This window comes from Bradyrhizobium roseum (genome assembly GCF_030413175.1).
Lineage (GTDB): Bacteria > Pseudomonadota > Alphaproteobacteria > Rhizobiales > Xanthobacteraceae > Bradyrhizobium > Bradyrhizobium roseum.
Window position 1 is genome coordinate 3,164,077 of the sequence record NZ_CP129212.1, and the last position, 18,174, is coordinate 3,182,250.

The 18,174-nt window shown below is 63.6% G+C and carries 20 protein-coding genes; 11 read left to right on the top strand and 9 right to left on the bottom strand.

From position 1 onward, the window contains the following. Window positions 1–100 precede the first annotated feature (100 nt). The gene (locus tag QUH67_RS14945) at window positions 101–1,891 is read right to left on the bottom strand and encodes a serine hydrolase (protein WP_300947439.1); all 1,791 of its coding nucleotides are present in this window, start codon (window positions 1,889–1,891) and stop codon (window positions 101–103) included. 400 nt (window positions 1,892–2,291) lie between these two features. Between QUH67_RS14945 and QUH67_RS14950 the strand changes: the two genes are divergently transcribed. The 3 genes from QUH67_RS14950 (at window position 2,292) to clpA (ending at window position 6,210) form a co-directional block, all read left to right on the top strand. Further along, window positions 2,292–2,630 (top strand): phasin family protein, encoded by a 339-nt coding sequence (locus QUH67_RS14950; RefSeq protein WP_300947440.1) that lies wholly within the window; start codon window positions 2,292–2,294, stop codon window positions 2,628–2,630. A 524-nt stretch (window positions 2,631–3,154) separates the two neighbouring features. Then, on the top strand, window positions 3,155–3,487 hold the full coding sequence (clpS, locus tag QUH67_RS14955; RefSeq protein WP_212421771.1) for an ATP-dependent Clp protease adapter ClpS: 333 nt from the start codon (window positions 3,155–3,157) through the stop codon (window positions 3,485–3,487). A gap of 320 nt (window positions 3,488–3,807) precedes the next feature. Further along, window positions 3,808–6,210, top strand: a complete 2,403-nt coding sequence (clpA, locus tag QUH67_RS14960; protein WP_300947441.1) for an ATP-dependent Clp protease ATP-binding subunit ClpA — start codon at window positions 3,808–3,810, stop codon at window positions 6,208–6,210. A 184-nt stretch (window positions 6,211–6,394) separates the two neighbouring features. Here the strand turns inward: clpA and QUH67_RS14965 are convergent, their stop codons facing one another. After that, window positions 6,395–6,580, bottom strand: coding sequence for a DUF1737 domain-containing protein (locus tag QUH67_RS14965; protein ID WP_407080433.1), 186 nt, complete (start codon window positions 6,578–6,580; stop codon window positions 6,395–6,397). A 36-nt stretch (window positions 6,581–6,616) separates the two neighbouring features. After that, window positions 6,617–6,973 (bottom strand): PilZ domain-containing protein, encoded by a 357-nt coding sequence (locus QUH67_RS14970; RefSeq protein WP_300947442.1) that lies wholly within the window; start codon window positions 6,971–6,973, stop codon window positions 6,617–6,619. A 224-nt stretch (window positions 6,974–7,197) separates the two neighbouring features. Here QUH67_RS14970 and QUH67_RS14975 point away from each other — a divergent pair, with 224 nt between their 5' ends. From QUH67_RS14975 to tsaA, 5 genes are all read left to right on the top strand, one after another. Continuing rightward, window positions 7,198–8,163 carry a lytic transglycosylase domain-containing protein gene (locus QUH67_RS14975; RefSeq protein ID WP_300947443.1) on the top strand — a complete coding sequence of 322 codons (966 nt, stop codon included), beginning with the start codon at window positions 7,198–7,200 and terminating at the stop codon, window positions 8,161–8,163. Between the two features lie 213 nt (window positions 8,164–8,376). Beyond that, complete coding sequence (locus QUH67_RS14980) at window positions 8,377–9,120, top strand: AzlC family ABC transporter permease (protein WP_300947444.1); 744 nt, start codon at window positions 8,377–8,379, stop codon at window positions 9,118–9,120. After that, entirely contained in the window at window positions 9,117–9,461 is a 345-nt protein-coding gene (locus QUH67_RS14985; protein WP_300947445.1) for an AzlD domain-containing protein, read from the top strand. The genes QUH67_RS14980 and QUH67_RS14985 overlap by 4 nt, the downstream gene beginning before the upstream one ends. Before the next feature lie 59 nt (window positions 9,462–9,520). After that, window positions 9,521–10,492, top strand: coding sequence for a Bug family tripartite tricarboxylate transporter substrate binding protein (locus QUH67_RS14990; protein ID WP_300947446.1), 972 nt, complete (start codon window positions 9,521–9,523; stop codon window positions 10,490–10,492). Window positions 10,493–10,495: 3 nt separating this feature from the next. Beyond that, on the top strand, window positions 10,496–10,984 hold the full coding sequence (gene tsaA, locus QUH67_RS14995; RefSeq protein ID WP_300947447.1) for a tRNA (N6-threonylcarbamoyladenosine(37)-N6)-methyltransferase TrmO: 489 nt from the start codon (window positions 10,496–10,498) through the stop codon (window positions 10,982–10,984). Between the two features lie 186 nt (window positions 10,985–11,170). Here the strand turns inward: tsaA and QUH67_RS15000 are convergent, their stop codons facing one another. The 4 genes from QUH67_RS15000 to QUH67_RS15015 all read right to left on the bottom strand — a co-directional run bounded on the left by QUH67_RS15000 (window position 11,171) and on the right by QUH67_RS15015 (window position 14,223). Further along, complete coding sequence (locus QUH67_RS15000) at window positions 11,171–11,593, bottom strand: HIT family protein (RefSeq protein ID WP_300947448.1); 423 nt, start codon at window positions 11,591–11,593, stop codon at window positions 11,171–11,173. Between the two features lie 51 nt (window positions 11,594–11,644). After that, window positions 11,645–12,883: a GNAT family N-acetyltransferase gene (locus QUH67_RS15005; protein WP_300947449.1), complete on the bottom strand. Its 1,239-nt coding sequence runs from the start codon at window positions 12,881–12,883 to the stop codon at window positions 11,645–11,647. A 106-nt stretch (window positions 12,884–12,989) separates the two neighbouring features. Further along, the gene (locus tag QUH67_RS15010; protein ID WP_300947450.1) at window positions 12,990–13,742 is read right to left on the bottom strand and encodes a glycerophosphodiester phosphodiesterase; all 753 of its coding nucleotides are present in this window, start codon (window positions 13,740–13,742) and stop codon (window positions 12,990–12,992) included. 13 nt (window positions 13,743–13,755) lie between these two features. Next, on the bottom strand, window positions 13,756–14,223 hold the full coding sequence (locus QUH67_RS15015; RefSeq protein ID WP_300947451.1) for a RidA family protein: 468 nt from the start codon (window positions 14,221–14,223) through the stop codon (window positions 13,756–13,758). Between the two features lie 386 nt (window positions 14,224–14,609). On the opposite strand from QUH67_RS15015, the gene QUH67_RS15020 reads away from it, so the two are divergent. Beyond that, entirely contained in the window at window positions 14,610–15,470 is an 861-nt protein-coding gene (locus QUH67_RS15020) for a cell envelope integrity EipB family protein (protein WP_300947452.1), read from the top strand. A 74-nt stretch (window positions 15,471–15,544) separates the two neighbouring features. Further along, window positions 15,545–15,946 (top strand): RidA family protein, encoded by a 402-nt coding sequence (locus QUH67_RS15025; protein WP_300947453.1) that lies wholly within the window; start codon window positions 15,545–15,547, stop codon window positions 15,944–15,946. A 31-nt stretch (window positions 15,947–15,977) separates the two neighbouring features. Here QUH67_RS15025 and QUH67_RS15030 read toward each other — a convergent pair whose 3' ends face one another. After that, entirely contained in the window at window positions 15,978–17,279 is a 1,302-nt protein-coding gene (locus tag QUH67_RS15030; RefSeq protein ID WP_300947454.1) for a DNA polymerase IV, read from the bottom strand. After that, window positions 17,276–17,575, bottom strand: a complete 300-nt coding sequence (locus QUH67_RS15035) for a DUF3572 domain-containing protein (protein WP_300947455.1) — start codon at window positions 17,573–17,575, stop codon at window positions 17,276–17,278. The genes QUH67_RS15030 and QUH67_RS15035 overlap by 4 nt, the downstream gene beginning before the upstream one ends. A gap of 230 nt (window positions 17,576–17,805) precedes the next feature. On the opposite strand from QUH67_RS15035, the gene QUH67_RS15040 reads away from it, so the two are divergent. Beyond that, entirely contained in the window at window positions 17,806–18,171 is a 366-nt protein-coding gene (locus tag QUH67_RS15040; RefSeq protein WP_027538546.1) for a response regulator, read from the top strand. Window positions 18,172–18,174 lie beyond the last annotated feature (3 nt).

The following is an 18,174-nucleotide window of genomic DNA, read 5'->3' on the forward strand; positions in this document are numbered from 1 at the left end:
TGTTGGCCGCCTTCTTTCAACGAAGCGGGTTGACGCACGATTGAAACGAAAAAGCCGGCGCTTGCGGCGCCGGCTTTTCGAATTCAGCGGAAATTCTGGATCAATTGCGTACGGTCATGCAGGAAATGTCGGCGCGCTTGAGTGTCTTGCACACCGCTTCGGCGGAATCGCGATCGAGACCGGCGAAGCGGGCACGGTACAGCGTGCGATTGTCCTTGGACGTGACCGTTTCAGTGAAGGGATCGGCCTTGCTGAGCAGGGCGTTCGCCTTGGTGCGGGCGAGATCGATCCGCTGCTTGGCTTCGCTTTCGCTGTCGAGCGCACCGACCTGGACGATCCAGCCGGTGCGAACCACCGGCGGCGCGGCCGGCTTGACGGCTTCGTTCTGCTGCACGGCCGGCGGCTGGGCACGGGGCGCCGGATCGGCAAAGGCCATCGCCTGGGCGTGCGGCGACGCCTGCGCGGGGGCCTGGGTGAGGCTGGAGGCGGGCAACACGCCGAGGACGCCGTGGCCGGTGCCATGGCCGGCCGGCTGCTGCGGCATCGCCGCCCGGAGCGCTTCCCTGGCGGCTTCGACCTTGGCCTCGGCGACATTGGCCACCACCGCGCTGGAGGTTTCGGCGACTTCGGGGCGGGCAGGGATGGCGTTGGTGGTGGTCGGTGGCGCCACGGGCTGCGACGGGCCGGCAGACGCCAGCTTCATCGGGCCGGCCTTGACCTGAACCGTCTTGACCTTGACCGGCTTCATCGGCTCGGCAGAGCCCGGGATCGCGGACATGGACTGGGTCTGGATCACGCCGCTGGTCAACGGGGCGGGTTCGGGCCTGGCTTGTTGCTCGATCCTGGCCTGTGGCGCGGGCAGGGCCGCAGCGGCGGCGGCCATCAGCGACGGTTTTGCCGGCGCGATCGAGCGGGTGGTCGGCATGGCAGCGAGGCCCGGCTCGGCTTCGGCAACATCGACGGCGCCGTCGGCAGGATTGCGTTCGCTGATCGCAGCGACCGTGCGCTTGGACGCGCCCTTCTCAATATTCTCGGCCAGCAAATTGCGCATGGTGGCGTCGCGCGAGCCGCCGCTGCGGCCGCCCAGCACGACGCCGACGAGATGGCGGTTGCCGCGGCGAATCGAGCTCACGAGGTTGAAGCCGGAGGCGCGGGTGTAGCCGGTCTTGATGCCGTCGACGCCTTCGACATTGCCGAGCAGGCGATTGTGGTTGCGGATCGACTGGCCGCGAAAATTGAACACGGTGGTGGCGAAGTAACGATAGTAGCGCGGAAAGCGATCCTGGATGGCGCGGCCCAGTGTGGCCTGATCGCGCGCCGTCGTGAGCTGTTCGTCGTTGGGCAGGCCGGAGGCGTTGCGATAGGTGGTCTTGCTCATGCCGAGCGCGCGCGCCTTGCGGGTCATCAGCTTGGCGAATTCGTCTTCGTCACCGGCAATGGCTTCGGCGATCACCACGGAGGCGTCGTTGGCCGAACGCGTTACCAGGCCCTTGATCGCATCCTCGACCTTGAGCGTCTGGCCGGGCTTGAGGCCAAGCTTGGTCGGCGCTTGTTCGGAAGCGTGCTCGGAAACTTCCATTTCGGTGTCCAGCTTCATCTTGCCGGCGTCGAGGCGCTCGAACAGCAGATAAAGCGTCATGATCTTGGTCAGCGACGCAGGGCGGCGGATGGCGTCGGGATTGTTTGAACTGAGCACCGCCCCCGAATTGCCGTCGACGATGATGGAGGAAAACTGCGGATTGTAGCTTTCGCGGACGACGTGGTGGCGGCGATGCTTGTAGCGGCGCGCCTCGGCGCTCTCGCTGCTGATCAGTATCGCAGTGGTGAAGGTGATGAGCCCGAGGGCGCACATGCGCAAAACGCGCGAGGAAGCCAAGGTTGTACGAAGCATTTACTTCCCCGTCCCAATTTCTGTCTTGATCACCGGCTCGTGAGGCAAAATTGTGCCCGAGAACCGCTGACGCTGCCCCGTTCGAGTTGCCGATCTCGCCATCAGGCGCGGCCGGCTCGGCCGATCAGGTCGCTGTTCACGTTAAGATGCTGTTGCCAAACAGCTTTCGAGCTGCATGTCGGTAGGCCAACAAGTCCGGAAATCAGGTTAGGCGGGGCGGGTTTCCAAAAGATTAATTAAGCGTTGCGTAAGACCTCAGGATTTAGCCCGAGTTGGTCGCAATTGTGCGGCGCACAAATTTTCTTGACTTAATTGTGCGGTGCACATATATGATGAAGGGTCAGGGGGCCGGGACCTCCCGGCAATCGGTTTTTGCTGCAGTCTGGGAAAGGACACCACGATGGTCAAGGTTGAGGACATTCAGAATTACGGCAAGGAGCATCTCGAGTCGGTTGCCGCTTCCGCGAGCAACATGCAGAGCGGCGTCCAGGCCATTGCGAGCGCCTATGGCGACTATGCCAAGAAGTCGTTCGAAGACACCAAATCGTTCGTCGAGAAGCTCTCCGGCGTGAAGTCGCTGGACAAGGCGCTCGAAGCGCAGACCGAATTCGCGCGCTCGTCCTACGAGACCTTCGTTGCGGAATCGCAGAAGATCGCCAGCCTCTACAGCGATCTCGCCAAGCAGACTTTCAAGCCCTACGAGGGGCTGGTTTCGAAGTTCACCCCGGCGACGCACTAACCGCCGCGATCCGAACCTTCGGAAAGTCAAAAGCCCGGCCGCAGCGCCGGGCTTTTTCGTGGCGAGGGCTCACCCGCCTGATCTCGCCATCGTCAACAGCCCTGTCGCACCGACCTCGATGCGAGGTTCCGTAAAATGACGGGGCTCGCGGGTGTGTGCCACCCGCCCGGACAATTCCGGTCTTTGTCAAATTCACCGGAAACGATTAATCTTGCCGCAGATGGCCGAGCCCGGAATCGGGTCGGCTGCCAGGTCGCGCCAGGGCAGGTGACTGCGCTTGCGGCGATCCGGTGGCGGACCCATATTCGAGGTGCCGATCCGGTTTGAGGATCGGACCGGGAGCGGCGATCTGGAAAAATGCGTTGCTGGTGCTTCGCGATGGCTCACGCCTGAGCCAGCCGCGAATCCTCGTCGATGTGCTCTCCGGTCACCCCTTTTGGAATTCGAACGCCTGAGCCATGTTGCAGCCAACCCTCAAAGCCCGTTCGCCCGCGCCGGCCACGTCATCTGCTTCTGCTTTGCGAATGAGCAATGACGAAAACCGCAATACTGGAACTGGCGGGCCGTCGACCTCGGTCATCACCAAGGTCAAGCCGAAGACCAAGCGTCCCAATTTGTATCGCGTGCTGATTCTGAACGACGACTACACGCCGATGGAGTTCGTCGTCCACGTGCTTGAGAAGTTCTTCCAGAAGGATGCCGAAGCGGCCACCAAGATCATGCTTCATGTGCATCACCACGGCATCGGCGAGTGCGGCGTCTTCACCTACGAAATTGCCGAGACGAAGGTGACGCAGGTCATGGACTTCGCGCGCAAGCACCAGCATCCCCTGCAGTGCGTGATGGAAAAGAAATAGCCGCGCATGACGCGTGACCCGGTCGGCAGGAACGGACCTTGCGTGGGAACGGGTCTTGCATCCATCGATTGGTGCTGACGGAGGCTGATCGCAATCCCGGTAGTTCTTCGGGGAGGGGTTGCGTGCGGCAGATGTGTGCAGCAGACTTGTGCGGCCGATTTGCGCCGCATATTTGGGCCGCGAATTTAGAAGAAAAACACGTTTGCGGAACCGGTCTTTCGCCATGATCGCAGGTAACTATATGACGGGGGATGACAAAGGTTGTTGTTGCCTGACCGGGTAATGGCGATCATGATGGCCGGGGGCCACAGAGGACGCGAATGCCAACTTTTTCCCAAAGCCTTGAACAATCCCTGCATCGTGCGCTGGCGATTGCCAACGAGCGGCATCACCAATATGCGACGCTCGAACACCTTCTGCTGTCGCTGATCGATGACTCGGATGCGGCGGCGGTGATGCGGGCATGCAGCGTCGATCTCGACAAGCTGCGCACCAGCCTCGTCAACTATCTCGAAACCGAATTCGAAAATCTGGTGACGGACGGCGCCGATGACGCCAAGCCGACCGCCGGCTTCCAGCGCGTGATCCAGCGCGCGGTGATTCACGTGCAGTCGTCCGGTCGCGAAGAAGTGACCGGCGCCAACGTGCTGATCGCGATCTTCGCGGAGCGCGAGAGCCACGCTGCGTACTTCCTGCAGGAGCAGGACATGACGCGCTACGACGCCGTCAACTACATCAGCCACGGCATCGCCAAGCGGCCGGGCGTCTCCGAAGCGCGGCCCGTGCGCGGCGTCGACGAGGAGACCGAGACCAAGGGCACCGAGGACGCCAAGAAGAAGGGCGAGGCGCTCGACACCTACTGCGTCAACCTCAACAAGAAGGCGCGTGACGGCAAGATCGATCCGGTGATCGGGCGCAACTCCGAGATCAACCGCGCGATCCAGGTGCTGTGCCGCCGCCAGAAGAACAATCCCCTGTTCGTCGGCGAAGCCGGCGTCGGCAAGACCGCGATCGCCGAGGGGCTCGCCAAGCGCATCGTCGATTCCGAAGTGCCGGAAGTGCTGGCCGCCGCCACCGTGTTCTCGCTCGACATGGGCACGCTGCTCGCCGGCACGCGTTACCGCGGCGATTTCGAGGAGCGGTTGAAGCAGGTGCTGAAGGAACTGGAGGCGCATCCGAACGCCATCCTGTTCATCGACGAGATCCACACCGTGATCGGCGCCGGCGCCACCTCCGGCGGCGCGATGGACGCGTCCAATTTGCTCAAACCGGCATTGGCGTCGGGCACGATCCGCTGCATGGGCTCGACGACCTACAAGGAATACCGTCAGCACTTCGAGAAGGACCGCGCGCTGGTGCGCCGGTTCCAGAAGATCGATGTCAACGAGCCGACGGTGGAAGATGCGATCGCGATCCTCAAGGGCCTGAAGCCCTATTTCGAGGATTACCACCGGCTGAAATACACCAACGAGGCGATCGAGGCGGCGGTTCAGTTGTCGTCGCGCTACATCCACGACCGCAAGCTGCCGGACAAGGCGATCGACGTGATCGACGAGTCGGGTGCGGCGCAGATGCTGGTGGCCGAAAACAAGCGCAAGAAGACCATCGGCATCAAGGAGATCGAGACCACGATCGCGACCATGGCGCGGATCCCGCCCAAGAGCGTATCGAAGGACGATGCCGAGGTGCTCAAGCATCTCGAACAGACCTTGAAGCGCGTGGTGTTCGGCCAGGACAAGGCGATCGAGTCGCTGTCGGCGTCGATCAAGCTGGCGCGCGCCGGCCTGCGCGAACCGGAGAAGCCGATCGGCTCCTACCTGTTCTCGGGCCCGACCGGCGTCGGCAAGACCGAAGTCGCCAAACAGCTGGCCGCCTCGCTCGGCGTCGAACTGCTGCGCTTTGATATGTCCGAATACATGGAGCGGCACACCGTGTCGCGCCTGATCGGCGCGCCTCCCGGCTATGTCGGTTTCGACCAGGGCGGCCTGTTGACCGATGGCGTGGACCAGCATCCGCATTGCGTGGTGCTGCTCGACGAAATCGAGAAGGCGCATCCAGATCTCTACAATGTGCTGCTGCAGATCATGGACCACGGCCGGCTGACCGACCACAATGGCAAGCAGGTCAACTTCCGCAACGTGATCCTGATCATGACCACGAACGCGGGCGCCGCCGATCTGGCGCGCCAGGCCTTCGGCTTCACGCGCAACAAGCGGGAAGGTGACGACCACGAGGCGATCAACCGCCAGTTCGCGCCGGAATTCCGCAACCGGCTGGATGCGATCGTTTCCTTCGCCCACCTCAATGCCGATGTCATCGGCATGGTGGTGGAGAAGTTCGTGCTGCAGCTCGAGGCGCAGCTCGCCGATCGCGACGTCACCATCGAGCTATCCGAGCCCGCCAAGGCCTGGCTGATCGAGCACGGCTACGACGAGCAGATGGGTGCGCGGCCGATGGCCCGCGTGATCCAGGAGCACATCAAGAAGCCGCTGGCCGACGAACTTCTGTTCGGCCAACTCAAGGGCGGCGGCCATGTCAGGGTCGTCCTGCTCAAGGACGAGGTGGAGAAGGACAAGATCGGCTTCGAGTTCGTCGATGGACCGGTCACGCCGAAGCCGGAAAAGCTGCCCGGAGCCCGCAAGCGCAAACCGAAATCGGGCGGTCCCAACGGAGGTGGCGGCTCGAAGGGGCCGGCGTCCAAGGGCCCGCTGGTCAAGGCGTAAGCGGCAACAATCTGAAAACGAAAAGCCGGCGTGTCGCGAGACTGCCGGCTTTTTGTAGTCGGAGCGTTTTCCAGCGAAAGCCTGCCCCGGACTTGATCCGGGGTGGAAACCGGTTCGCGTCAAGAAAACGCGTCGAAACAGGAATCTAGAGCCCCGTTCCGATTCAATCGGAACGGAAAAGGCTCTAGTCGCCGGGCCAGACCAGCGCCTGCGCGGCCACGACATATTCGCCGTTGAAGGTCAGGGCAGGCGAGCCGTACAGGACATAACCGAGTTCGATGGCCTCGGAAACGCGCCGGCAGAACGCGGCGTCGTCCTTTCCGGTCAGCAGGCGGTAGACGGGCAGGTCGTCCGGCGGTTTTGAAGGCATGCTGCGCCCCAATGTTTGGGTATGGTGGCGCTTAGACTAGCGCTCGTTGAGCAACTGGTCGATCTGCCGCTGCAGCTGCCGCTTCTTGATCTCACTTTTGCGCAGCCGTTCCTCGATGTCGGAAACGGGCGCGGCCGGGCTTTCCGCCCGAAAGGCGACGCCGACGAAATTGTCGCGCCACCAGATCACCCTGGCGAGGAAGGAGCGGCCCTTGCGCGCGATGCGCAGCGAGAGCTGCTCTCTCGGCAGCTGGAAATCCTTGCTGAATTCGATATTGGCGCCGCTGTCGGAGATATTGCGGACGATGCATTCGCGCGTCGTGCCGAAGTTGCCGATCTCGGCCACGCCGCCATACATCACCTTGTCCCTTACGCTCTCGCGCCGGTCCCGCATTTCTCGTCTCCCAACAAAGAGGGAGACTTTTACCCCGACTGGTTCCCCGTAAAAGCCCGCCTGCCGCAAAATGCAGCGTTAACGTAAATCAACGCCGGTTCCGATTTCGCCGATTTCAGGACAATTACAGTGCAAAATGGCGGTGGAGGCAGCGGATCCAGCTGCCAGCTCGATTGTTTGATTAACGTTTCCATTGCCATCGGCGTTTCCGGATTTCAACGGTCATGCAAAGAGCCCTCTTTCTTCGCGCCCTATGCTGCGCCGTGTCGCTGTTGTGCTCGGTCGGGCCTGTCGGCGCGGAGGACGCCGATGAGGTCAACCAGTCGAGCCTCAAGCCACCCGAGCTACCGGCCCCAAAGCCGGCTGATGGGGCGCGGGAGAGCGACGCGCGCGAGGCGATGTGCCTGATGATGGAGTCGGCCGCGAAGGCTTCAAACCTGCCGCTGGAATTCTTCGCCCGCGTGATCTGGCAGGAGAGCCGTTTCCGCTCCGACGCCATCGGGCCGGTGACGCGCAACGGCCAGCGTGCCCAGGGGATCGCGCAGTTCATGCCGGGCACCGCAAGCGAGCGCGGCCTGCTGGATCCCTTCAACCCGGTGCAGGCGTTGCCCAAATCGGCCGAGTTCCTCGCCGAACTGCGCGACCAGTTCGGCAATCTGGGACTGGCGGCCGCGGCCTACAACGCCGGTCCGCGCCGGGTTCAGGAATGGCTCGCGGGCACCGGCGGGATGCCGCAGGAGACGCGCAGTTACGTTCTCGCCATCACCGGTTCGACCGTCGAGGATTGGGCCGGCGCGCAGAAGGGCGGCAGGACGCCTGAGCGGCTACCGACGTCGAACTGCCGCGAGTTGATGGCGCTGTTGAAGCAGGCGCCCAACCCGTTCGTCGCCGGGCTCGAACAGCGCATTACGCTCGGTGCTGCCAAGGTATGGGGCGTGCAACTTGCCGCCGGCTTTTCCCGTGACAAGGCGCTCGCGATGTACGCCCGCGCCATGAAGCGCCTCAGCGCCGTGATCGGCGACCAGGATCCGAGCCTGCTGTCGTCAGTGATGCGCAGCCGCGGCACGCGCGCCTTCTACCAGGTGCGGATCGGCGCCGACACACGGCCGGCCGCGGACGCGCTCTGCAACCGCATTCGCAAGGCGGGCGGGGGGTGTTTTGTGCTGAAGAACAAAGGCGTGGTGGGGTGAGAAATATTTGTAGCCCGCCATGAGCGAAGCGATATGCGGGTTGATGTCAGCGTTGTCCCGTATGTCGCTACGCTCATGGCGGGCTACGGGACTTGGCAGGGCGAGCCTGGCGTCGCCGCCGTCGATTGCATAGCGGCCCCGACCCGCGCTTGCTTGACGCAGGCGGCATTCGCCAGCCCTATGCCCGCGACGACTCAAACCTTACCGGTCACTTTGGCGCTTCCCGCTCTCGACTCCCCCCAATGGCAAAGCCCCATCCGCGCCTTCGCGTGGGGCATGAGTTCGGTCGCGTCGACCGTGCTGTCGCTGGTGCTGTTCGCGACTTATCTCGGCATCGGCGCGCTGGCGCACGATAGCAACTTCAGCCTGGGCTGGGTGCTCGGCTCGACGCTGCTGGTCTGGGCCGGTCCGGCGCAGATCATCCTGATCTCGACGCTGGGCTCCGGCGCGACGGCCGTCCAGGCCGCGATCGCGGTGACGGTGAGTGCGATCCGGCTGTTTCCGATGGTGGTGTCGGTCCTGCCACTGTTGAAGACGCCGCAGACGAAGCGTCGTCATCTCGTGCTGGTGACGCATTTCATCGCCGTTACCTTGTGGGTCGAATGCTATCGGCTGCTGCCAAAGGTGCCGCGCGCGCGGCGGATTGCCTTCACGCATGGGCTGGGCTGCGGGCTTCTTGTGGTCTGCATGGTCGCGACCACGCTCGGTTACGGCCTGGCCGCCAATCTGCCGCCGCTGTTCGCAGCCGCGATTCTGCTGCTGACGCCGCTGGCGTTCCTGCTCTCGACGGCGCGCAACTGCCGGCAGGTATCGGATGTGCTCGCGCTGGTGCTCGGGATCGCGCTGTTTCCGCTGATCTCACAGCTGCACACCGGCGTCGACATCCTGATCAGCGGCGTCACCGCCGGCACCATCGCCTATGGCGTGCACTGGTGGCGCGAAAGGGAGCGCGCATGAGCGAGTTTTTCGGCAGTCCGCAAGCGCTGCTGGTGCTGGTGCTCGCCGGCTTCCTGCCCAATGAGGTCTGGCGCATGGCCGGCCTCTGGTTCGGCGCCGGCGTCGACGAGGGCTCGGAAATCCTGGTGTGGGTGAGGGCGGTGGCGACCGCGATCCTCGCCGGCGTGATCGCCCAGATCCTGGTGCAACCGCCCGGCGCGCTGGCCGCCGTACCGGACTGGCTGCGTTATGGCGCGGTGGCGTCGGGCTTTGTGGTGTTCATGCTGACGCGGCGCTCGATCTTTGCCGGCGTGGTGTTTGGCGAGGTCGTCCTCGTGGCCGGGAAATGGTGGCTCGGTTGATTGCGGGCCGCGGATAATCCGCTACTGTTCGGCCCACAAAAAAACCTGAGGAAACGCAAATGAACTGGCTGAAACTGTCGGCGATGGCCTGTGCGCTGGTCTGCGCCGCGCCGCAAACCCATGCCGCGGAATATCCGGTCCGCCCGATCAAGCTGATCGTGCCCTATGCCGCGGGCGGCCCGACCGACGTGCTGGGCCGCATGGTCGGCGAATATCTTGCCCGCGACCTGAAGCAGCCGGTGGTGGTCGAGAATAAGGCCGGGGCGCAGGGCGCAATCGGCGCCGAAGCGGCGGCGCGATCCGAGCCAGACGGCTACACGCTGTTCTTCACGGCGGCGTCGATCTTCGTTCTCAATCCGATGCTCTACAAGAAGCTGCCCTACGATCCGACGCGGGATTTTCGCCTGCTGGCGCTGGTCACCGATCTGCCGGTCGTGATGGAGGTTCATCCCTCCGTGCCGGCCAAGACGGTCGCCGAGTTCGTGGCCTACGCCAAACAGAACCCGGGAAAGCTCAATTTCGGTTCGGCCGGCACCGGCGGCACCATTCATCTCGCCGGCGAGATGTTCAAGCAGATGGCCGGCGTCGACATGGTCCATGTTGCCTACAAGGGCGCTGGTCCCGCGCTGACCGATCTGCTGGGCGGCAACATCCAGCTGATGTTCGACACGCTCGGCACCGCGCTGCCGCCGGTGAAGGGCGGCTTGCTGCGCGCGCTGGCGGTATCCTCGGCAAAACGCATCCCTGATCTGCCCGATGTGCCGACCATGGCCGAGAGCGGCTATCCGGAATATGGCGTCAGCGTCTGGTACGGCGTCTCCGCGCCCGTCAAATTGCCGGACGACATCGCGGAAAAGCTCACCGCCAGTCTGAACAAGGCGCTGGGCGATGACGCGTTCCGCGCTTCGCTCGACAAGGTCGGCTTCCCGCCGCTGCGTCCGCAAAGCCAGGCCGAGATCGACAAATTCGTCGCGACCGATCGCGCGCGGTGGGCGGGTGTGATAAAGGCACTCAACATCTCACTGGATTAGGCAATGGTTCAGACTGACATTCGTGATGGCGAACTCACCGTCGACACGCCGCCGGCGCGTGATGCGGTACTTTTCTTTATCGGCCGCATCCGCACGCCCTGGAAATCGCGGCTGGATACGCCGCGGCAGGGCCGTCACGACGGCCCGGTGTGCCGGCTGGAGATCTTTGAGCCGTGGGTGCCCGCCATCAAGGGCGTCGAATTCTACGAAAATCTCGAAGTGATCTACTGGCTGCACCAGTCGCGCCGCGATCTGGTGCTGCAGAGCCCGAAGAACAACCAGAAGACCCGCGGCACGTTTTCGCTGCGCTCGCCGGTGCGGCCCAATCCGATCGGCACCTCAATCGTGAAATTTGTCGGCATCGAAGGCAATACGATCCTGGTGCGCGGCCTCGACTGCCTCGACGAAACGCCGCTGCTCGACGTCAAGCCCGACCGCTGCGAGTTCTCGCCGCTGGCGCAAGGCAAGGGTGGCGACGGGGAGACGGAGTAGTGCCCGTCGTTCCGGGGCGCCGCGCAGCGACGAGCCCGGAACCCATCTAGCACAGCTTGTGAGTTGCTGAAGCGGATATGCAAAACCTAACGGCGGGGTTTAGCGAGCGGGACAATCGTTGACCGCAAATAAGGATATTGGATTCCGGGTTCGCGCCAATCGGCGCGCCCCGGAATGACAGCGAATCTACCCCAGCGCCGCGACCAGCTTGGTCGCATTGTCTTCCAGCACCTTGACATCCTCCCTGCGGCTGGCGGGCGGCAGCAAGGCCACGCCGTCATGGCGCGGCATCACGTGCATGTGCAGGTGAAACACCACTTGCCCGCCCGCCGGCTCGTTGAATTGCTGCACTGTGATGCCGTCGGCGTTGAAGGCCTTCATGGCGGCGGCGGCGATCTTGTGGGCGGTGCGGGCGACGTGGGCGTAATCGTCGGGGGTGATGTCGAGGATGTTGCGTGCTGGGGCCTTTGGGATCACCAGCGTATGGCCCGGCGAACGCGGCATGATGTCGAGGAACGCCAGCACGTGCTCGTCCTCGTAGACCTTGTGGCAGGGAAACTCGCCGCGCAGGATTTTTGCGAACGGGTTGTTGGTGTCATAGGCGGGCATGGTTGTTCCCTCAAGGTTCGTTGTCAATTTCATGTCGGCCGCCGCGCGAGGTCAAGCCTCGTCCGTAGCCTTGCGGAACGGAGCGGATTCCGCCAGTTCACGCCCGACCTCGGCGACATAGGCGCGCTCGCGCTTCAGGTAATCCGCGATCGCGCGGCGCAAATCGGGATCGGCGATGAAGTGCGCGGAGTAGGTGGTTTGCGGCAGGTAGCCGCGCGCCAGCTTGTGCTCGCCCTGCGCGCCCGCCTCGACGATCTTCAGCCCGCGCTGGATCGCGAAATCGATCGCCTGATAATAGCAGACCTCGAAATGCAGGAAGGGATGATGCTCGACCGCGCCCCAGTTGCGGCCGAACAGGGTGTCCGAGCCGATGAAATTGATCGCGCCGGCGATCCAGCGGCCGTCGCGCCTGGCCATCACCAGCAGCACATCGCGGCTCATGCTCTCGCCGATCAGCGAGAAGAACTTTCGGGTCAGATAAGGCCGGCCCCATTTGCGTGAGCCGGTTTCCATGTAGAACGTAAAGAACGCGTCCCAGGCGTCCTCGGTGATATCGCTGCCGGTCAGATGGTGGATCGTGATCCCGGCCGCCAACGCCTCGCGCCGTTCGCGCTTGATCGCCTTGCGGTGACGCGAGTTCAGCGAGGTCAGGAAATCGTCGAACGTCCCGTAGCCTTCATTGCGCCAGTGAAACTGCTGGTCGTTACGCTGCAGAAAGCCATGATCGCCCAGAAACTTTGCTTCGGCCTCGCGCGCAAACGTCACGTGCACGGAGGAAGCGTTGGTCGCGTTGCACAGCGCCATCAGGCCGCTGACGAGCGCGGTTCCGATCCGCTCGCGATCGACGCCGTCGCGGATCAACAGCCGCGGTCCGGTCGCGGGGGTGAACGGCACCGAGGCCTGCAGCTTTGGGTAATAGCGTCCGCCGGCGCGCTCATAGGCATCGGCCCAGCCGCGGTCGAAGACGTATTCGCCTTGGGAGTGGGATTTCAGATAGCAGGGCACGATGCCGGCGATTTTGCCGTCGAGCCGCGCCAGGAGATGCCGCGCGCCCCAGCCGGTGCGGGCGCAGGCCGAGCCTGACGCTTCGGCAGCGCTGAAAAATGCGTGGGAAACGAAGGGGTTATAGGCAGCTTTGCAAGCGTCGCCTTGAAGCCCGCCAACGGCCAGCGTGTCGAGATTGTCGAGACCGTCCGGGTTCGGCTTCGGGTTGGCACAGGCATCCCATTCGGCAGCCTGGATGTCGCTGACGGCGGGGACGGCTTCGAGGGTGATTTCGGATGACGCCATCGAGAAATTCAGACCGGTCCCATCGTGCGATCAGCCATCGCGCAGGGTGGCCAACACTCTAAAGATCGTGCATCGGGCGCGGGAGTTCAAGGTGGCCGTGCGCGGGTCAGGTTCCCGGCAGAAACCCCTCAAAAATCATCTGGTCCGCGTGCTGCGCGGCGCGGGCGCGCTGTTCCGGTGTACGCACGGTCCAGGTCAGTAGCGGCAGCCCAAAAATGTTGCGGGCGATCCAGGGGGCGGCCGCCGGCAATTCGTTCACCCAGTAGGCGACGAAATGCGGCCGGGTGCGGAAGGCGTGGCGCAGATGCATCATGCCGCGGCGCTGTTCGGCGGAGGCTTCCGGCCATTCCTCGGCGGTGTATTCGCGCTCGGCCACGATGCCGCGCGCGCGGTCCGGAATCAATTCGCGCAACGCCATCACCTGGTCCGGATCAAAGGACATGCCGACCGCCGGGCCGTCATAGGCGGCGAGCACCTCCGCCATCCGCTTGACCAGCCGACGGTCGCCGTCAAAATGGCTTTTGACCTCGATCACCAGCGGCACGCGGCCGGCGACCAGCGCACAGAGGTCGCTGAGCGTCATCATCCGTTCCGGCGTATTCTTGAACGCGACCGCCTTCAGTTCGGAAGCGGTCTTTTCGCGCAGCGCGCCGGAACCCTCGGTGAGGCGGCCGAGCGCATTGTCATGATGCACCATCGCTTCGCCGTCGGCGCAAAGCTGGATGTCGCATTCGATGGCGAAATTGCCGTCGACGGCGGCCCGGGCGGCCGCCGGCATGTTCTCGACGATGCCGCGCGCGATGTCATGCAACCCGCGGTGGGCGACCGGCCGTGCCGTCAGCCAGTCCGGCGCACGCATGGGAATGCTCCGCTCAGGAGACTTCGAAGATGGCGTCCACCTCGACGGCGGCGTCCGAGGGCAGCGATGCGACGCCGACCGTGGTGCGGGCATGCCGGCCCTTGTCGCCGAAAGCCGTGACCATCAGATCGGAAGTGCCATTGAGCACTTTTGGCCCGTCGAGGAAGTCGGGGGTGGAATTGATGAAGCCGCCGAGGCGGACGACACGGACCACCTTGTCGAGATCGCCGAGCGCGGCCTTGACTTGCGACAGCAGATTGACGCCGCAGCCCTGCGCGGCGGCGTAGCCCTGTTCGATGGTGACGCCGGCGCCGAGCTTGCCCTTGGCGATCAGCTTGCCTTCCGCATTGGCGCAGACCTGGCCGGACACGAACAGCAGGTTGCCCGAGCGCACGAAGCCGACATAGTTCGCCATCGGGGTGCGCGGCTCAGTCAGCACGATGCCTTGCGCCGCCAGCTTCTGTTCGACCGTCCCCGCCATCTTGTATCGTCCCTGATTGATGTGACCGTCCTGATCCGCGATCAGGCCGCACTGTTTCGCGCATCGCGCCGCCTGTTGCAAGAGAGTGACGGATCGCTGTCCGTATACACGTAGCCGTCGTCACCCGCCTTGTGCGCAATTGTGCACTGGGGCGGGTGACCCAGTACGCAGCCGCGGCCTCTCGGTATATTACTCCGGCCTCTGGCATACTGGGTCTTCCCGCTTTCGCGGAGGACGACGGTTCAGGTGTTGAGATAGCGACCCCTAGAACTGCCGGGAATCAGAGCGCCCCGCCGCCAAATTCCTTCGTTTCCGGGCGCCGCCCTAGTTGCGACGCAATAGGGCCATCACTAATGTATCGAATCCATATCGAGGATATACAGCACATGGCTTGCTCGGTTCCGGTTCGCGCCTTGGCGTTTTCGGCTGCGGCCTCCTTGCTCACGGGTTTTGCAAACGTACCGGCGCTGGCAGCCGCCGGCGGGCCGTTCCTGGCCCATCAGGCGCTCTATGAATTGAAGCTGGTCAAGTCGCGCGGCAGCAACGCGATTTCGGGCGCTCGCGGGCGTATCCTCTATAATTTCTCGGGCAGCGCCTGCGAGGGCTACACCTCCGAATTCCGCCAGGTGTCGGAACTCGACAGCGGCGAGGGCAAGCTGACGCTGAGCGATCTGCGCTCGCATTCCTGGGAAGACGCCGCGGGCAAGAGCTACCGCTTCAAGATCGACACCCGCATGAACGATACCGCGGCTGCGCCGGTCGACGGCATGGCGGAGCGGGTCGGCGACCGCATCACGGTCAAGCTGAAAGCGCCGGTCGCCAAGACGTTCGAACTCGACGGCAAGATCGTTTTCCCGACCGAGCAGATCCAGCACATCATCGCCGCCGCCCGCGAGGGCAAATCGGTGCTGGAACTCACGGTCTATGACGGCTCCGACAATGGCGAGAAGGTCTACAACACGCTGTCGGTGATCGGGCAGCCGATCCCGGGCACCCGCGATATCGCGACCCCCGATCCCTCGACCGCCAACGACCAGATGAAGGCGCTGACCCGTTGGCCCGTCACCGTCAGCTATTATGACCGCGACGCCAAGACCAAGGAAGGCGAACAGACGCCGGTCTACGCGATGTCGTTCGAACTGTTCGAGAACGGCGTTTCGCGCGCGCTGGTGCTCGATTACAATGATTTTGTGATTGCCGGCGCGATGGGCCGTTTCGACGTCAAGGATACCAAGCCCTGCAAGTGATCGTCGCAATGACGTAGAAATGCGCTCCGGACCCGGATAGGCTTGCGCCCTCACGCACGTCAGGGAGCGCAACCATGAGCAAGAACCAACACCTCAAGCCAAGCGGGCTTCACAACAATCCGGCTTACTCGCATGTCGTCGTCGCTTCCGGCGCGCGCACGATCTACATCTCGGGACAGGTGGCCACCGACGAGGAGGGACGCGTGGTCGGCGAGGGCGATATCGCCGCGCAGACGACCCAGGTGATGCAAAATCTCGGCCTGGCGCTGAAGGCCGCCGGTGCGAGCTATTCCAACATCGTGAAGATCACGACCTTCGTCGTCGGCTACAAGCCGGAGGTCCGTCCGATCATCGGCAAGGCGCGCTCGGCCTTCTTCGAAGGCATGGAGCCGCCGGCGAGCACGCTGGTCGGCGTCAGCGCGCTCGCCGCGCCGGAATGGCTGATCGAGATCGAGGCGGTGGCTGTCGCGGATTGAGGTCTTCTTGCCATGACGGGGAGAGAGCGCGCTACTCCTCCTCGTCATCCTCCTCTTTCGCCGGCCCCTTGTACGCGATGCCCCGGATCACCGCGGCATTGCCGAACTTCTTCCGCAAATCATCCATCGCGCGCTCGGCATGGGCCGAGCGGCGGTCGAGCATGTCGGTGTCGTCAGCCTGGGATCCCTCGCGCAGCGCGCTGACGCCGGTACCGATCAGGCGAAACGCCGTCCCGTCGATCTCCTTCGCCAGCATCTCGCGCGACACCGCAAAAATCTTGGCGGCGAGTTGCGTCGGCGCCTGGAGCGATTGCGAGCGGGTGCGCTGCCTGAAATCCGCAGTCTTCAGCTTCAAGGTGATGGTGAGGCCCGATAGCTCGCTGGTCTTGAGCCGCGACGACACTTTTTCGGACAGCCGCCACAGCACCTTTTCCAGCGTGGCGAAATCCTTGATGTCGCTGTCGAACGTGGTCTCGTTGGAAATGGTCTTGGCGCCGCGGTCCGCCACCACGCTGCGGTCGTCGATGCCGCGCGCCAGCCGCCACAGCCTGCGGCCTTCGCCGCCGAAATGTTTCATCAACTCGATCTCGTCGGCGCGCTGCAGATCCGCAATGGTGCGAAACCCGCGCTGCACCAGCTTTTCCTGTGTGGCCGGGCCGACGCCGTAGATGAAGCCGACCGGCTTGTCGGCCAGCATCTCGCGGGCCTCGTCCTGGTCGAGGGCGGCAAAGCCGCGGGGCTTGTCGAGATCGGAAGCGATCTTGGCCAGAAACTTGTTGCAGGACAGGCCGACCGACACGGTGATGCCGATGTCGCGCTCGATGTCGCGGGCAAAGCGCGCCAGCACTTTTGCGGGGATCATGCCATGGACGCGCTGCGTGCCGGAAAGATCCAAAAACGCCTCGTCGATCGACAGCGGTTCCACCAGCGGCGTCAGTGCCAGCATGGCATGGCGCACCTCGCGGCCGACGCGGACATATTTTGCCATGTCGGGCGGGATAACGGCGGCCTGCGGGCACAGCGCCAGCGCCTTGAACATCGGCATCGCCGACCGCACGCCATAGGTACGTGAGACGTAGCAGGCGGCCGACACCACGCCGCGCCTGCCGCCGCCGATGATCACGGGCCGGTCGGCCAGTTCGGGATTGTCGCGCTTCTCGACGGTCGCATAGAACGCGTCGCAATCGATATGCGCCAGCGTCAGCGAGGGCAGGGCATGATGGCGCACGACGCGCGGTGAACCGCAGGCGCCGCAGCGTCTGGCCTTGATATCGAGGTCGCCGAGGCAATCCCGGCAGAATGCGCGCGGGCCATCAGGCACCTGCGCGCTCACGGCACGTCGCGCTCCCAATCCGGGTCGCCCAGCACCTGCCGGGCGGCGGCGATATTGGTCGGATGCAGTTGCGAGGCGGAAGCGAACGCCTTCACGGTTGCGTCGTCGCGCATGACGAAGTCGAGTACGGAACGCAGGAACTGCGGGTCTTTTGCCGCCGTCCGCAGCGTCTCCGGGCCAAGGCCGCTTTCGGCCAGAAAAAGCCCCAATCTCTCGGGATCTCCGGCAATGAAACTCAGCGCCTGAACTGCAACGATTTCAGCCACTTCGCGGGGGTTGTGAACAGGCTTTTTCAACGATGGGTTTGCCTTTCCGTTAACTTATGGTGTCTAGTTTGGAACCATCATGCCCGAGTCTGCGGAATGTATTCAAGCAAGTGGAAACCAAACCGCAAAAGTTGGTGCATCGATTTAACGGCTTAGAGCGAAATCTGACGCTAGTTTGAATTCACTTTTCGGCAGGCAAGGCGGGGGTGCAGGGACGCACCAAAGCCGGATCTGTTTCCTGGAATGAGGGGAGGGACGGGATGGCAAAAACCGTCCTGATCGTGGAGGACAACGAGCTCAACATGAAGCTCTTTCGCGACCTCTTGGAAGCGCACGGCTATCAGACCTCGGGCACCAGCAATGGGTTCGAGGCGCTCGATCTCGTCCGCAAACTCCGCCCCGATCTGATCCTGATGGACATCCAGCTTCCGCAAGTCTCCGGCCTCGAGGTGACACGCTGGATCAAGGACGATCCGGAGCTGCGCGCCATTCCCGTCGTCGCGGTCACGGCATTCGCGATGAAGGGCGACGAAGAACGCATCCGTGAGGGCGGCTGCGAAGCGTATCTGTCCAAGCCAATTTCGGTTGGCAAGTTTATCGAAACCGTGCGGCGGTTTATCGGGTAGGGC